This is a genomic window from Streptosporangium brasiliense (assembly GCF_030811595.1).
Lineage (GTDB): Bacteria > Actinomycetota > Actinomycetes > Streptosporangiales > Streptosporangiaceae > Streptosporangium > Streptosporangium brasiliense.
Map to the genome: position 1 here is coordinate 2,026,645 of NZ_JAUSRB010000002.1, position 15,659 is coordinate 2,042,303.

Consider the following 15,659-nt stretch of genomic DNA (forward strand, 5'->3'; position numbering starts at 1 on the left):
CGCCCCGATCCCGGGCCCCGTGGCCCCGGCCCCCGGCTCCACCGCTCCGATTCCGAACCCCGTGGCCCCGGCCCCCGGCTCCACCGCTCCGATTCCGAACCCCGTGGCCCCGGCCCCCGGCTCCACCGCTCCGATTCCGAACCCCGTGGCCCCGGGCTCCGCTGCTCCGATCCCGGACTCCGTGGTTCCGGCCTCCGGCTCCGCCGCGCCCATCCCGGCCCCCGTGGCCCCGGCCCCCGGCCTCCTGCGTGGCGACGGGCTCCACCACCCGGCGGATTCCTCCCGCTAGGCGGGGTTTGCGCAGGTCAACGTGTAGTGCTGTGCTGTAGGTGGGGGCGCGCACGTGAAGGACTCGCCCGCTGGGCGTGGTGGCGCGTTCTCCGCTGTGGACTGGGCCGCCGGGTTGGCGTCCGGCGGCCCAGCAGACCGTCCTACGGGGCCGGTGACCGTCCGTTGGACCCTCCTGCGCCTGGCGGACTCTCCCCAGGGGTCGGCGGGCCGTCCTACGGAGCCGGTGGCCGTCCGTTGGACCCTCCTGCGGCCCGGGGGGCTTCCAGGCTCTGACCCCTGGCCCCCCGAACCCTGAACCCTCGAACTCCGGACCCCGGACCCCTGACTCCTGGGGACCTCTGATCCGGGTCCCGGCGCCGGGGTGCTCGCCGGGCGTGGGTGTCCGTGATCTGAGGGTTGCGGCACGCCTGAGGGATACCTCACAGCCGAGGGGGACACGTCCTGCCGTCGGCGGCGTGTCCTCTCGGATCCTCCGCGCGTCCCGGGCCGCGCGCGAGCGGCGCTACCGCCACCCCGGGGAAGAGTCACTCCGGCGCGCCCGTTATCGTCAGGTTGACGAAATGAAGAGCCTCTAACACCCCTCGCGAGGAGGCGGCAATGGCGATCCCTGCCATCCCCCAGAGGTTGACCGCGCCCGCTCCGGGCTGGACGGTCGAGGCCGACGTGGTCGTGGTGGGCTCCGGTGTCGCGGGCCTGACCCTGGCACTGCGGTACGCCCACCTCGACCCCGAGGCGAAGGTCCTGGTCGTCACCAAGGACGTGCTGTCGTCGGGGTCCACCCGCTGGGCGCAGGGCGGGATCGCCGCCGTGCTCGACCCGCAGGACACCCCGGCCGAGCACCTGTCCGACACGCTCATCGCGGGGGTCGGTCTCTGCGACGAGGAGGCCGTGCGGGTCCTGGTGACCGAGGGGCCCGCCGCGCTGCGCGGGCTGATCGCGGTGGGCGCCCGGTTCGACACCGACGACTCGGGCGAGCTCCAGCTCACCCGGGAGGGTGGCCACCGGCGCAACCGGATCGTGCACGCGGGCGGAGACGCCACCGGCGCGGAGGTGCAGCGGGCGCTCGTCCAGGCCGTCCAGGAGTCGGCGATCGAGGTGATCGAGCACGCGCTCGTGCTCGACCTCCTCAAAGACGCCGACGGCCGGACCGCCGGGGTGACCCTGCACGTCATGGGCGAGGGCGAGCGCGACGGGGTGGGAGCGGTCAGGGCCGGGGCCGTGGTGCTGGCCACCGGCGGCATGGGCCAGGTCTACGCCGCCACCACCAACCCCGTCGTCTCCACCGGTGACGGGGTGGCGCTGGCACTGCGGGCCGGCGCCGTCGTCAGGGACCTGGAGTTCGTCCAGTTCCACCCGACCGTGCTCTGGCTCGGCGAGGACTCCACCGGCCAGCAGCCGCTGATCTCCGAGGCGGTCCGGGGCGAGGGCGCGGTGCTGGTCGACGCCGAGGGCACCCGCTTCATGAAGGACGTCCACGAGCTCGCCGACCTCGCGCCCCGTGACGTCGTGGCCAAGGCGATCATGCGGCGGATGCGTGAGACCGGCGCCGACCACATGTATCTCGACGCCCGCCATTTCGGCGAGGAGAAGTGGCGCACCCGCTTCCCGACGATTCACGCGGTCTGCCGCGAACACGGCATCGACCCGGTCACCCAGCCCATCCCGGTCGCCCCGGCCGCCCACTACGCCAGCGGCGGCGTCCGCGCCGACCTGCACGGCCGTACCAGCGTGCCGGGCCTGTACGCCTGCGGCGAGGTGGCCTGCACCGGCGTGCACGGCGCCAACCGGCTGGCCTCGAACTCGCTGCTCGAAGGACTGGTCTTCGCCGGGCGGATCGCCGCCGACATCCACGCGCGGCGGAGTGCCGGAGCCGAGGGCTCCGGCGCGGAGCCGGACCGGTGGGGAGACACGGCCGAGGCGGCCCCGGCCGCCGTACGGCCCGCGCCCGGCGAGCCGGTGACCGACGACCGGCCCACCGGCCTGGTCGACCCCAGGGCCCGGCCCAGGATCCAGGGCCACATGAGCCGGGGCGCGAGCGTGCTGCGCAGCCGGGAGTCCCTGACCGAGGTCGCCAAGGCCCTGGTGAGCATCCGGTGGACCCCGGTGGCGGTGGAGCCGTGCACCGAGTCGTGGGAGGCCACCAACCTGCTGACGGTCGCGTCGGCGCTGGTGGCGGCCGCCCGCAATCGTGAGGAGACCCGCGGGTCGCACTGGCGCGAGGACTTCCCCGGACGTAACGATGCCTGGTGGCTGGGCCACCTCGACGTGACCCTTACAGCGGAAGGAATGACCATGACGTATGTGCCGCACGGACAGCGGGCGACCGTGCTGCCGCCCCAGGTGGAGACGGACCTGGTCGAGGCTGGTCTCGACCCGGCCGCGGTGACGGCCGTCCTGGCGGCCGCCGCGGCCGAGGACCTCCAGGCCCCGGGCGACGTCACCACCCTCGCCACCATCCCGGCCGGGCAGACCGACACCGCCGACGTGGTGGCCCGCGAGGACGGGGTGGTCTCCGGGCTCGCCGTCGCCGAGGGCGCGTTCTCCTACCTCAGCCAGGGCCGCCTCACGGCCGAGCGCCGGGTCAAGGACGGTGAGCGCGTCACGAGGGGCGACGTGTTGATGACCGTCACCGGCCCCACCCGGGACCTGCTGACCGCCGAGCGGACCGCGCTCAACCTGCTCACCCACATGTCCGGCATCGCGACCCTCACCGGCCACTGGGTCCGGGCCGTGGAGGGGACCGGGGCGCGGATCAGGGACAGCCGCAAGACGCTTCCCGGGCTGCGGGCCCTGGAGAAGTACGCCGTGCGGTGCGGGGGCGGGGTCAATCACCGCATGTCGCTTTCGGACGCCGCGCTGATCAAGGACAATCACGTGGTGGCCGCTGGTGGAGTAGCCGGAGCGTTCCGGGCGGTGCGGGACGCCTACCCCGGCCTGCCGATCGAGGTGGAGGTCGACCGGATCGACCAGATCGAGCCGGTGCTCGCCGAGGGAGCCGAGGAGATCCTGTTGGACAATTTCACCGTGGACGATCTGGCGCGGGCCGTACGGCTGGTGGACGGCAGGGCGCGGCTGGAGTCCAGCGGGGGGCTGACGCTGGAGTCGGCCCGTGACGTGGCTGAAACCGGCGTTGACTACCTTGCGGTGGGAGCGCTCACCCACTCGGCGCCGGCCCTTGACATCGCACTGGACCTTCGGGGGAATTGATGTTGCTTGCCATCGACGTCGGTAACACCCACACCGTTCTCGGACTCTTCGAGGGCGACGAGGTCATCGAGCACTGGCGGATCGCCACCGACGCCCGGCGCACGGCCGACGAGATAGCTGTCGTGCTGCAGGGGCTGCTCGGGCAGTCACCGCTGCTCAAGGGCGCCGACGTCGATGGCATCGCGCTCTGTTCCACGGTGCCGTCGGTGCTCAACGAGATGCGTGAGATGTGCCGCCGCTACTACGGCGACGTCACCGCGGTGATCGTCGAGCCCGGCATCCGGACCGGGGTGCCGGTCCGGATGGACAACCCGAAGGAGGTCGGCAGCGACCGGATCGTCAACGCGCTGGCGGCCATCCAGCTGTACGGTGGGCCGTGCGTCATCGTCGACTTCGGCACGGCGACCTCCTTCGACGCCGTCTCCGCCAAGGGCGAGTACGTCGGCGCGGTGACCGCCCCCGGCATCGAGATCTCGGTGGACGCGCTGGCCGCGGCGGGGGCCCAGCTCCACAAGGTGGAGCTGATCCGGCCCCGCTCGGTGATCGCCAAGAACACGGTCGAGGCGCTCCAGGCGGGCATCATCTACGGCTTCGCCGGTCAGGTGGACGGGATCGTCGAGCGCATGGCGGCCGAGCTGTCCGAGGACCCGGACGACGTCACCGTCGTCGCCACCGGCAGCGCGGCGCCGCTCGTGGTGAGCGAGGCGCGCTCGATCGACGTGCACGAGCCGTGGCTCACGCTGATCGGGCTCCGCCTGATCTATCACCGTAACACCGCCTAGCACGGACATCGGTAACCTTGCCCTGTGACCGATGAAGTGACGAACCCAGCCGAGGATCTGCCCGAGCAGATGCGCGTGCGCCGGGAGAAGCTCGACCGCCTCCGCTCCGAGGGCGTCGACCCCTACCCGGTGAACTTCCCGCGCACCGCGACCAACGCCGAGATCCGTGAAAAATACGCCGATCTCATCGCTGACACCGCGACCGGCGACAGGGTGGGCGTCACTGGCCGGGTAATGCTCTCCCGGACCGGCGGCAAGCTCTGCTTCGCCACGATCCGCGACGGCTCCGCCGACCTCCAGGTCATGATCTCCCTGGACAAGGTGGGCGAGGAGTCCCTGGCGGCGTGGAAGCGTGACGTCGACCTCGGTGACCACGTCGGCATCGAGGGCGAGGTCATCACCTCCCGCCGGGGCGAGCTGTCCATCCTCGCCGACCGCTGGGCCATCACCTCCAAGTGCCTGCGCCCGCTGCCGGAGAAGCACGCCGGGCTCACCGACCCCGAGGCGCGGGTCCGCCAGCGCTATCTGGACCTCATCGTCAACGACGAGGCGCGGAAGATGGCCTACACCCGTAGCGCCGTCGTGCGGGCGATCCGTGACTTCTGGCACGGCGAGGGCTATCTGGAGGTCGAGACGCCGATGCTCCAGCCGATCCACGGCGGCGCGGCGGCCCGGCCGTTCAAGACCCACATCAACGCCTACAGCATGGAGCTCTACCTCCGCATCGCGATCGAGCTCTACCTCAAGCGGCTCGTGGTGGGCGGCATCGAGAAGGTCTTCGAGGTCAACCGCAACTTCCGTAACGAGGGCGCGGACGCCACCCACAACCCCGAGTTCACCATGCTCGAGGCCTACGGCACCTATCTCGACTACAACGACATGGCCGACCTGACCCAGCGGATGATCCAGAGCGCGGTCGTGGCCGCGCTCGGCCACTCCGTGGTGACCTACGAGGGTCACGAGGTCGATCTCGGCCTGCCGGAGTGGCCGCGGATCACCCTCTACGGGTCGGTCTCGGAGGCGCTGGGCGAGGAGATCACCACCGAGACGCCGCTGGAGCAGGTCCGCAAGCACGCCGACGCGCACGACATCCACTGGGACCCCAAGTGGGGCCAGGGCAAGCTCGTCCAGGAGATCTTCGAGGCGCTCGTCGAGCACACCCTCATCCAGCCCACGTTCGTCATGGACTACCCGCTGGAGACCTCCCCCCTGACCCGCCAGCACCGCGACAACCCGATGCTGACCGAGAAGTGGGACCTCATCGGCTTCGGCACCGAGCTGGGCACCGCCTACTCGGAGCTGGTCGACCCGGTCGAGCAGCGCCGCCGCCTCACCGAGCAGTCGCTGCTGGCCGCGGGCGGCGACCCCGAGGCCATGCAGCTCGACGAGGACTTCCTGACCGCCCTGGAGTACGCCATGCCGCCCACCGGCGGCATGGGGCTCGGCGTGGACCGCCTCGTCATGGCCTTCACCGGCAAGAACATCCGCGAGACGATCCTGTTCCCGCTGGTCAAGCCGGCGGGCTGAGCCTTCCGGAGACCGGGGCCGGCGGCGGGGCTCCCCCGCCGCCGGTCCTGGGTCTCGTACGCGGGTCCCAGGTCTCGCACGCGGGTCCCGATTTCGTACGCCGGGCTCGGGTCTCGCACTGGGCTCTGGGTCTCGTACGCCGGGCCTCGGGTCTCGCCCACCGGACCCCGGCTCCGGCTCTCGCCCGCCGGGCCCGGCTCGGTCGGCCCGGCCCGGCGCCGTCGCGAGGAGTCCCGGCTCCCGGGCTCTCAGCTCCCGGTCCTCACGTTCGCCGGCTTCCACGTTCGCCGGTTCTCACGTTCGCCGGCTCTCAGCCGTTCACCGCCGCCGGCTTCCGGGTTTTCACCGCCTGGCACCTGGACCTCACCGCAGTCGGCTCCTGGGCTCTCACGGCCGCTCTCACGGTGTGTCCGCCCTCGCTCTTCCGGGAGTGCGGGCCAGCCCGGCCATGAGCCAGCGCAGCGCCTCGGCGAACAGCTCGGACGGCACCGCGGCGCGGTCGACGCGGCGTTGCGTGACGAGCCCTTCGAAGAGCCCGATGATCGCGGTCGCCACGGCGGCCGGGTCGTGTGCCGCGCAGCGCGGGGCCACCAGGCGGGCGACAGCCGTACGGGGGGCCCACCAGCGGGCGGCCAGACGGTCGAGTAATTCCGGCCGGGTCAGCGCATAGCGCAGAAACTCCATTTCCAGCGTGCTCCAGGCCGTGTGTCGATCGGCCACCCCGGCCAGATAGTCGCCGAATGCCGCAAAGGCGGTCTCGTCGTCCTCACATTGGGAGGGGATTTCCCCGACGCCGTCAAGGGGGTGGGCGGCGTGCTCGTCGAAGAGTGCGAGGAAGAGGTCATCTTTTCCGGTGAAATGTGAGTAGACGGCACCGACCGTGTGGCCCGCCCTGGAGGCGATCTCGTCGACCGAGGCCCCGGCGAAACCTTGTTCTGCGAAGACTTCGCCCGCGGCGGTCAGCAGGCGCTTGCGGGTGCGCGCCTTGGCTTGGCTGCGACTTAACCGCAAAGGCACTGACATATCATGAGTACTTCACGTAGCGGACGCTATGTCAATAGCGTCCGTCGCCCCTATGGAGATCGGAGCTTGACGACCTTTGAACAAGGCGTTTACCGTTCCTGACGGGCGGCCTTGATTCCAACATACTCACGCCTGAGTTCAGTGCGGGGGGAGCGACTCTAGATGGCATATCCCGAAGTGGATTCCCGTCGCGGCGAAAGCCTCCTGGGCATGGGCGAGATCGGTCTAAGTGACGAAGATCTCGTGCTCCTGGCAGAACTTGCCAAGGGCGTCACCGTGGACCGGGTGGGGCGTCGTCTCGACATCAGTGGCCGGACCGTCCGGCGCAGACTCCGTGGGATCTGCGACCGTATCGGTGTCGCCACGGCGATCGAGGCCGTGGCCTGGGCCGCCCGCCGCCGTCTGATCTAGCTCCTGCGGAGGGTCGGCCCGCCGCCCGGCCCGCGGCCTCGGCAGGAACCCACGGCCCGCAGCCCGCAGCCCGACCCGTGACCTCGGCAAGGGGATCGCGGCCGCGGCCCCAGTCAGGGATCCGGCCTAGGTCAGGGATCCGGCCTCGGCAAGGGATCCCAGAGACCCCGGCCGCCGCGGCCTCAGGCCCGGCGGCTCAGTCCGCGACCCGGACGCCTCCGGCGAAGGGCCGGTTCTCGATCGAGGCGATGTGGATGACGTCACCGGTCTGGGGGGCGTGGACCATCAGGCCGGCGCCGATGTAGATCCCGACGTGGTGCAGGTCGCTGTAGAAGAAGACCAGGTCGCCCGGGCGGAGCTGCTCCTTGGAGATGTGGGTGCCCGCGGTCCACTGGTCGCCGGTGTAGTGCGGCAGGCTGATGCCGACCTTCTGGTAGGCCCACATGACCAGGCCGGAGCAGTCGAAGGAGTTGGGCCCCTCGGCGCCCCAGACATACGGCTTGAGCTGCTGGCTGAGTGCCCAGCGGGCGGCTTCGGCGGCCTTGCCGCTGCCGACGACCGGCACGCTGATCTTCACCCGGTTGCCCCGGGTGGTCTTGGCCCGGCTGCGCACCTCGCTGAAGAGGTCGCTCTCGACCCTGGTGACGAGCCGCTCGATCTTGGTGCGCTTGGCGCCGATGTCGGACAGGAGGTCCTTGACCTCGGCGGTGCGGGCCTTGGCGCCGGCCTGCGCCCGCTCGGCGGCCTTGATCGCCTGGGCGACCTGGGCGACCTCCTCGTTCTGCTGCTGCTGGAGGGCGTAGCTCGTGGTCGCCAGGTCGAGGAAGGTGTCGGGGTCGGCGGACTGGGTGAAGGCGAGGGTCGAGCCCAGGCCCCCCGACATGTAGTTGCTCTGCGCCAGGAGGCTGGCCTTGGTGCGCCGGGCCGCCAGCTCGGACTCGCTGACGGCGAGGGTCTTCTTGGCGCTCGCGGCGGCGCGCTGCGCCTGCTTGAGCTTGACCCGCCCGCCGTTGTACTGCTCGGTGAGCGTTTCGATCTCGGTGTGCAGCTTCTCGACCTGTTTGGCGAGCTCCTGGAGACCGGGCTGCGGGTCGGCGGTGGCCGAGACCAGAGGGGTGCCGAGGGTCAGGGAGGCGAACGCCAGTCCGATGACCGTCATGCGGCGGGTGAGTCCACGTGAGGCGTGTTCTCGACGGCGGGCATGTCTGCCCGCGCGCTCTCTCCCACGGTCACGCGTGCGCTTCACCAACAGGCTCCTCTCTCGGCCGCCTACCGGGTTAGCTGACGGGTTCGGGCCGGAGGCAGCCCTACCGAGGGTGCTGGTGCCACCTCGGATTCACCCCGGGGGACTAAAGGGTGGGTCCCCGGTTCCCCGGGTCCGGGGATTCGGCGGTTCAGCGCTTTAACATCGCTGACATCGAGCACGGACATTAGTGCAATTGGAGGTTCATGCTCAACCAGAACTACAAACTCGGTAGAGCTTTCACAACTGAAATGTCACGAGAAGATCACGCGACTTCATGATCGACATGCGCTCCAAGCTGGTTCTATGAGGCGCCGGGGCGGCTCGGTCGGAGGTCTCCGCAGCTCCATGACCATGTGAAAGGCGAGTTCCGCTCCTCCGTTCACACCTTCAGCCCAGCGTCATGAATCAACTACTGAGGGTCATCTGGTGGCTACGGGTCACGAGTTAAGGGTGAGCCGTAATTCGAGCGCGCCGAGGACGTACGCTGATCGGTCATGGAGCAGGTTGCGCAGCATTCCTCCACCCCGGCCGCGGACGGCGCCGGGACCGTGGGGCGGCCGGAGGCCGACGCCGCGGGCGTGGACGCGGGGCAGGGGCCGCTGGGCCGGTCGGAGGCCGCTCCGGACGCGGCCGCGGTCACGGTACGGCGTGCCCGCACGCCGGACGTGCGCGCCATCCGGCGGCTCGTCGACACCTACGGAGGAGCCGGCCCGCGCCTCCTGGAGAAGGCCACGGTCACCCTGTACGAGGACATCCAGGAATTCTGGGTGGCCGAGCGGGCCGGCGCGGTCGTGGGCTGCGGGGCGCTCCACGTCCTCTGGGAGGACCTCGCCGAGATCCGCACCCTCGCCGTCGACCCCGCCTGCCGGGGGCTGGGCATCGGTCACAAGATCGTCTCCGAGCTGATCCGCACCGCCGGCGGACTCGGGCTCCGCAGGGTCTTCTGCCTCACCTTCGAGGTCGAGTTCTTCGCCCGGCACGGTTTCCGCGAGATTCAGGGCACGCCCGTCTCCCCGGAGGTCTACGCCGAACTTCTCGCCTCATATGACGAGGGTGTCGCCGAGTTCCTCGATCTTGAGCACGTCAAGCCGAACACCTTGGGAAACACCCGGATGCTGCTCCATCTGACGCGCGATCAGGGCTGACGTGACCTTGACGGTTACCGATCAGAAAGATGACTGTTGATACCTATCTCGATACCTTGTGCTGCAGCAAGCATGTGAGCCTCACATATGGCCACATGCGCCGTCGAAGTAGTGAGGTGACGCGGTGAGCACCGGACAGCCGCCGTATCAGGATGATCCCGACCGCGATCGCACACCGTCGGGACAGCCGGAGTACGGACAGCACAATGCGGGTCGAGCCCCTGGCGAACATGATCCCGACGTGACAATTGTGGGATATCGATCGGATGCCTCACAGCCGCATACCGGTCCGGGGCAGACCCAGCCCGGTTACGGTCAGCAGCAGGGCTACGGTCAGCAGCAGGGTTACGGTCAGCAGCCGGTGACCGGCGCCTACGGCCAGCCCACCCAGGAGCAGTCCTACGGGCAGCAGCAGTCCTATGGCCAGCAGCCCGCCCAGCCGGACTACGGCCAGCAGCAGGGCTACGGCCAGCAGCCCGCCTACGGGCAGCAGCAGTCCTACGGCCAGCAGCCCGCCCAGCCGGACTACGGCCAGCAGCAGGCCTATGGTCAGCAGCAGGGGACCGGCGCCTACGGGCAGCAGCAGGGCTACGGCCAGCCGCCGGTGACCGGCGCCTACGGCCAGCCCGCCCAGGAGCAGTCCTACGGCCAGCAGGGCTACGGTCAGCAGTCGGGGACCGGCGCCTACGGCCAGCCCACCCAGGAGCAGTCCTACGGCCAGCAGCAGTCCTACGGGCAGCAGCCCGCCCAGCCGGACTACGGCCAGCAGCAGGCGTACGGCCAGCAGCCCGCCTACGGGCAGCAGCAGGGTTACGGCCAGCAGGCTCCCGCCTACGGCCAGCAGGACGCCCAGCAGGGCTACGGGCAGCAGCAGGCCTACGGCCAGCAGCAGGCGTACGGCCAGCAGCCCGCCTACGGGCAGCAGCAGGGTTACGGCCAGCAGGCTCCCGCCTACGGCCAGGGATACGCGCCGCAGGGCGCGACGCCTCCCGGCGCCCCCGCTCCGCTCGCGGAGTGGTGGCAGCGTCTGGTGGCCCGCATCCTCGACCTCCTGATCGTGGGCATCCCCGCCGGCATCGTCGGGTTCGTGGCCTCGCTGCCGTTCAGGGCGTCGTTCGATCCGGCCACCTACGAGGTGACCGGCAACATCTTCCTCCAGTCGATGGTGAACACGCTCATCGTCGGTGTGGCCCTCATCGGCTACGAGGTCTTCATGCTGGGGCGCAACGGCACCACCCTCGGCAAGCAGATCATCGGCATCAAGGTCGTCCCGGTGGGTGGCCAGCTGGTCAGCAACATCGACATGGGCAGCGCGCTCAAGCGGGCTCTCGTGCTGTTCGGCAGCTACATCGTCAACGGGCTCTCCGCTCTGCTGGGTTTCCTCTCCCTGCTGGTGAATCTGGTGGTGGGCGTTTTCGTGCTGGTGGACGTGCTCTGGCCGCTGTGGGACAAGCCCCTGCAGCAGGCCCTGCACGACAAGGTGGCCAAGACGGTCGTCGTCAAGACCAAGTAGTTCCGTGAATATCGGGGCCGGCGGTTGAACCGCCGGCCCCGATTTCATGCGTGGATGAGAAAACCGGTCCCGTAACGGCGTTCCGCCGCGCCGCGGTGGAAGCGCAAACCCATACGCGTCGCCGGGAGGAACGTTATGGCCGCCTCCTCGCGCGCCGGCGCCGACAAACGCAGCCGATCCGCGGCGCCGCCGCCCGCGGCCCCTGTGGTCCTATGGAGGACCAATGGCGGTCACTTGCCGCCCGGAGTTCCCGCGCCGGCGGCCGAATGGCGGGCGCGCCCGGCCTCCGGCATCGCCGCCGCTCCGTCTCCGCGGCGCTCTACTGGATTCTCTCCTTCGCCTTCTCCGCCATCTCCGGGGCCTTCGGGCCGGCCCGCGAAGACCTTCTTGCCGATCCACGGCCGGGCCCCATGGTGTTGCCGGGGTTGTTGGCGCACCCGATCGCGTTTGGTGGTTATACGGGGTACGACTATGTCCCGCATGCCAGAGGCGGACGTACTCTTGGTAAGAAAGCGATGAAGCCCCGCCTTGTTCCGTACGATGGCGTTGCGCCGCGGGCTGCCCGCCCGGTGAAGTGGACGGCTCTCCAACCGGCTGTTCTCATCACCGCGGACATTCCGCGGCCGACCTCGCGGTGACGGTCTCCGGCTCCGCGACGATCCTGTTCACCCTTGTCCGCAGCCCTCTTCAGCAGGGGTTTCGCGGCGGGGCGGCGGGTGGCCTCGCGGTCGAGGACCTGGGCGGGCATTGGTTTTCCGGCAAAGTTGATCATCATGTGATCGCTCTGTCGGGTTTTTCCAGGCGGCTTTACGGACTGCAACCGGTAAGACGGCTGGAGAGAAGCATTAAGGTAGTGCACGGCCGCATGGTCGCCCCGGTGACGCGCGCCGCCCGCCGGTGACGCTAAGGTCATCGGTAGGCGGATCCGGCGTGATCGATCGGGTCCCCGGCGCGGGCGACGACGCCGCCGCCGAAAATTTCCATGGTCTTCAGAATGTCACCCCAGGTGCGGAGCGAGGACGAATGAGCGACGTATTGTCCGCGTTGATACCTCCAGTGGTCGTCGGCGGGGCCTTCATCTACGGAGTGGTCAAGGTTCTTCGCAGTGAAGCCGCCGGCCGCCGACCGGCAAAACGGCCGGATCGGGCTGAGTCGCAGAACAGCTGATCCACTCGCGGTCTGGGTTCCCGGCAAGAATCGCCGGGCTCCCGGAATTGCCGCTCTCCGATTGCGGGTATATGTTTAGCTTGCGAATGAAACAATACTCCGCGAAAGGATTGCGTAGATGGCCAAGCAGATCCAGGAGATTCTCATCGACGACCTCGATGGGGGCGAGGCCAATGAGACTGTCGCCTTCGCGATTGACGGCACCAGCTATGAGATTGACCTGAGTGACGTAAACGCGAAGAAGCTCCGCGACTCCCTGTCGCCTTTCGTGCAGAGCGCCCGCCGTTCCGGGGCGCTGGCCCCTCGCCGCCGCCGCGCAGGTGGGGCTCGGGCACTGACTCGGGAGAAGAGCGCCGACATCCGGGCATGGGCGAAGTCGCACGGCCTTAATGTCAGCGAGCGCGGTCGAATCGCCTCCAAGATCGTCGAGCAGTACGAAGCGGCTCACTAGATCGTTGAATCATGCGGTTATGGCGGCCACGGTGGGGTCCGGTGGCGGCCATGACCGCATGACGCGTTTGAGGGGTCGATAAACGTCGTTCGCTTGCGGCGTATCGGGAACATCCCACCCCCGGTAAGTAGTTGGATGGAGGGTGAACGCCCTGCTCTCGGGGAACGTCTTCTGCTTAGAGCGGTCGCCGGGTCGGGGCTACCATGCGGGATGACAGGGCCCGGACATCCCGGACCTGCCTTACCGCTCTGTGAGGAGCGACGAGATGTTCGAGAGGTTCACCGACCGCGCACGGCGGGTTGTCGTCCTGGCCCAAGAAGAGGCCCGGATGCTCAACCACAACTACATCGGTACGGAGCACATCCTTCTTGGTCTGATCCACGAAGGTGAAGGCGTTGCCGCCAAGGCTCTGGAGAGCCTCGGCATCAGTCTTGAAGGTGTGCGTCAGCAGGTCGAGGAGATCATCGGCCAGGGGCAGTCGGCGCCGTCGGGGCACATTCCCTTCACCCCGCGCGCCAAGAAGGTCCTTGAGCTGTCGCTCCGCGAGGCCTTGCAGCTGGGTCACAACTACATCGGCACCGAGCACATCCTGCTCGGCCTCATCCGTGAGGGCGAGGGCGTCGCCGCCCAGGTGCTGGTGAAGCTGGGCGCGGATCTCAACCGCGTGCGGCAGCAGGTCATCCAGTTGCTCCACGGCTACCAGGGCAAGGAGCCGGCCGCCGCGGGCGGTCCGCAGGAGGCCGCGCCGTCGACCTCGCTTGTGCTGGACCAGTTTGGCCGCAACCTGACCCAGGCCGCCCGTGAGGGCAAGCTCGACCCGGTCATCGGCCGGGAGAAGGAGATCGAGCGGGTCATGCAGGTCCTCTCCCGGAGGACCAAGAACAACCCTGTCCTGGTGGGTGAGCCCGGCGTCGGCAAGACCGCCGTCGTCGAGGGCCTGTCCCAGAAGATCGTCAAGGGCGAGGTCCCGGAGACGCTCAAGGACAAGCAGCTCTACACCCTCGACCTGGGCGCACTGGTCGCGGGTTCCCGTTACCGCGGTGACTTCGAGGAGCGCCTGAAGAAGGTCCTCAAGGAGATCCGCACCCGCGGCGACATCATCCTGTTCATCGACGAGCTCCACACGCTCGTCGGCGCGGGTGCCGCCGAGGGCGCGATCGACGCCGCCAGCATTCTCAAGCCCATGCTGGCCCGTGGTGAGCTGCAGACCATCGGCGCGACCACCCTCGACGAATACCGCAAGCACCTGGAGAAGGACGCCGCGCTTGAGCGCCGCTTCCAGCCGATCCAGGTGGCCGAGCCCAGCCTCAGCCACACGATCGAGATCCTCAAGGGGCTGCGCGACCGTTACGAGGCGCACCACCGGGTCTCCATCACCGACGGCGCCCTCGTGGCCGCCGCGCAGCTCGCCGACCGCTACATCAGCGACCGGTTCCTGCCGGACAAGGCGATCGACCTCATCGACGAGGCCGGCTCGCGCATGCGCATCCGCCGCATGACCGCCCCGCCGGACCTGCGTGAGTACGACGAGAAGATCGCCAACGTGCGGCGCGACAAGGAGTCCGCGATCGACGCGCAGGACTTCGAGAAGGCCGCCGCGCTGCGCGACCAGGAGAAGCAGCTCCAGCTCAAGCGCGAACGCCGCGAGAAGGAGTGGAAGGCCGGCGACATGGACGTCGTCGCCGAGGTCACCGAGGAGCTCATCGCCGAGGTCCTCGCCACGGCCACCGGCATCCCGGTCTTCAAGCTCACCGAGGAGGAGTCCCAGCGGCTGCTCCGGATGGAGGACGAGCTCCACAAGCGGATCATCGGCCAGGACGACGCCATCAAGGGTCTGTCCCGCTCGATCCGCCGCACGCGCGCCGGTCTGAAGGACCCGCGCCGTCCGGGTGGCTCGTTCATCTTCGCCGGCCCGTCCGGTGTCGGTAAGACCGAGCTGTCCAAGGCGCTGGCCGAGTTCCTGTTCGGGGACGAGGACGCGCTGATCATGCTGGACATGTCCGAGTTCATGGAGAAGCACACCGTCTCCCGGCTGTTCGGCTCTCCTCCCGGCTACGTCGGATACGAGGAGGGTGGCCAGCTCACCGAGAAGGTGCGGCGCAAGCCGTTCTCCGTGGTCCTCTTCGACGAGATCGAGAAGGCCCACCCGGACATCTTCAACTCGCTGCTGCAGATCCTGGAGGACGGTCGGCTGACCGACGCCCAGGGCCGGGTGGTCGACTTCAAGAACACCGTCATCATCATGACGACCAACCTCGGCACCCGTGACATCTCCAAGGGCATCGGGGTGGGCTTCGCGAAGTCCAACGACACCGAGTCGAACTACGACCGGATGAAGGCCAAGGTCCAGGAGGAGCTCAAGCAGCACTTCCGGCCCGAGTTCCTCAACCGTGTCGACGACATCGTGGTCTTCCACCAGCTCACGCCGAAGGAGATCATCAAGATCGTGGACCTGATGCTCGCGCAGGTCGCCGAGCGTCTGAAGGACCGCGACATGGGTCTGGAGGTCTCGCCCGAGGCCAAGCAGCTGCTGGCCGACCGTGGTTACGACCCGGTGATGGGCGCCCGTCCGCTCCGCCGCACCATCCAGCGCGAGCTGGAGGACACGCTGTCGGAGAAGATCCTGTACGGCGAGCTCCGTCCCGGTCAGATCGTCAAGATCAGCATCGAGGGCGAGGGCGACAACGCGAAGTTCGTCTTCGTCGGTGAGGCCGCTCCGGCCGACCACGTCCCGGACTCGGCGGCCGCCATCGCGGAGCCGATCCAGAACTAAGGCCAGGTCCTGTCCCGCGGACGCCAGGCGATCCGCGGGACAGGGTCCGGCTCAACGGGTAAGAGTTGACCCCGCCGTGAGGAGATTCACGGCGGGGTCTACTCATTTGTTATCCAATGCGCT

Annotated in this window: 12 protein-coding genes and 1 riboswitch; of the genes, 10 read left to right on the top strand and 2 right to left on the bottom strand. The window is 69.0% G+C overall.

The window, feature by feature from the left end; all coding sequences use genetic code 11:
- The first annotated feature begins 888 nt into the window (after window positions 1-888).
- From J2S55_RS18160 to lysX, 3 genes are read left to right on the top strand one after another with little or no spacing between them, the layout of a single operon-like run.
- Window positions 889-3,498, top strand: coding sequence for an L-aspartate oxidase (locus tag J2S55_RS18160; RefSeq protein ID WP_306862170.1), 2,610 nt, complete (start codon window positions 889-891; stop codon window positions 3,496-3,498).
- The gene (locus J2S55_RS18165) at window positions 3,498-4,280 is read left to right on the top strand and encodes a type III pantothenate kinase (protein ID WP_306862173.1); all 783 of its coding nucleotides are present in this window, start codon (window positions 3,498-3,500) and stop codon (window positions 4,278-4,280) included. Before J2S55_RS18160 ends, J2S55_RS18165 begins: the two co-directional genes overlap by 1 nt.
- Before the next feature lie 24 nt (window positions 4,281-4,304).
- Window positions 4,305-5,807: a bifunctional lysylphosphatidylglycerol synthetase/lysine--tRNA ligase LysX gene (lysX, locus tag J2S55_RS18170; protein ID WP_306862174.1), complete on the top strand. Its 1,503-nt coding sequence runs from the start codon at window positions 4,305-4,307 to the stop codon at window positions 5,805-5,807.
- Between the two features lie 399 nt (window positions 5,808-6,206).
- On the opposite strand, the gene J2S55_RS18175 is transcribed toward lysX, so the two are convergent.
- On the bottom strand, window positions 6,207-6,824 hold the full coding sequence (locus J2S55_RS18175) for a TetR/AcrR family transcriptional regulator (protein WP_306862177.1): 618 nt from the start codon (window positions 6,822-6,824) through the stop codon (window positions 6,207-6,209).
- 216 nt (window positions 6,825-7,040) lie between these two features.
- Here J2S55_RS18175 and J2S55_RS18180 point away from each other — a divergent pair, with 216 nt between their 5' ends.
- On the top strand, window positions 7,041-7,241 hold the full coding sequence (locus J2S55_RS18180; protein ID WP_031157992.1) for a LuxR C-terminal-related transcriptional regulator: 201 nt from the start codon (window positions 7,041-7,043) through the stop codon (window positions 7,239-7,241).
- Between the two features lie 196 nt (window positions 7,242-7,437).
- On the opposite strand, the gene J2S55_RS18185 is transcribed toward J2S55_RS18180, so the two are convergent.
- Complete coding sequence (locus tag J2S55_RS18185; protein WP_306862181.1) at window positions 7,438-8,400, bottom strand: C40 family peptidase; 963 nt, start codon at window positions 8,398-8,400, stop codon at window positions 7,438-7,440.
- Window positions 8,401-8,492: 92 nt separating this feature from the next.
- A riboswitch (cyclic di-AMP (ydaO/yuaA leader) is annotated at window positions 8,493-8,643 on the bottom strand.
- A gap of 338 nt (window positions 8,644-8,981) precedes the next feature.
- Between J2S55_RS18185 and J2S55_RS18190 the strand changes: the two genes are divergently transcribed.
- The 6 genes from J2S55_RS18190 to J2S55_RS18215 all read left to right on the top strand — a co-directional run bounded on the left by J2S55_RS18190 (window position 8,982) and on the right by J2S55_RS18215 (window position 15,536).
- Window positions 8,982-9,632 carry an amino-acid N-acetyltransferase gene (locus tag J2S55_RS18190; RefSeq protein ID WP_370879685.1) on the top strand — a complete coding sequence of 217 codons (651 nt, stop codon included), beginning with the start codon at window positions 8,982-8,984 and terminating at the stop codon, window positions 9,630-9,632.
- A 241-nt stretch (window positions 9,633-9,873) separates the two neighbouring features.
- Window positions 9,874-11,145 carry an RDD family protein gene (locus tag J2S55_RS18195; protein ID WP_306862182.1) on the top strand — a complete coding sequence of 424 codons (1,272 nt, stop codon included), beginning with the start codon at window positions 9,874-9,876 and terminating at the stop codon, window positions 11,143-11,145.
- Window positions 11,146-11,719: 574 nt separating this feature from the next.
- Window positions 11,720-12,046, top strand: a complete 327-nt coding sequence (locus J2S55_RS18200) for a hypothetical protein (protein WP_306862186.1) — start codon at window positions 11,720-11,722, stop codon at window positions 12,044-12,046.
- 29 nt (window positions 12,047-12,075) lie between these two features.
- Entirely contained in the window at window positions 12,076-12,312 is a 237-nt protein-coding gene (locus J2S55_RS18205) for a hypothetical protein (protein WP_306862188.1), read from the top strand.
- A 118-nt stretch (window positions 12,313-12,430) separates the two neighbouring features.
- Window positions 12,431-12,763, top strand: a complete 333-nt coding sequence (locus tag J2S55_RS18210) for a histone-like nucleoid-structuring protein Lsr2 (protein ID WP_012895497.1) — start codon at window positions 12,431-12,433, stop codon at window positions 12,761-12,763.
- Between the two features lie 265 nt (window positions 12,764-13,028).
- Complete coding sequence (locus tag J2S55_RS18215; RefSeq protein WP_306862195.1) at window positions 13,029-15,536, top strand: ATP-dependent Clp protease ATP-binding subunit; 2,508 nt, start codon at window positions 13,029-13,031, stop codon at window positions 15,534-15,536.
- Window positions 15,537-15,659 lie beyond the last annotated feature (123 nt).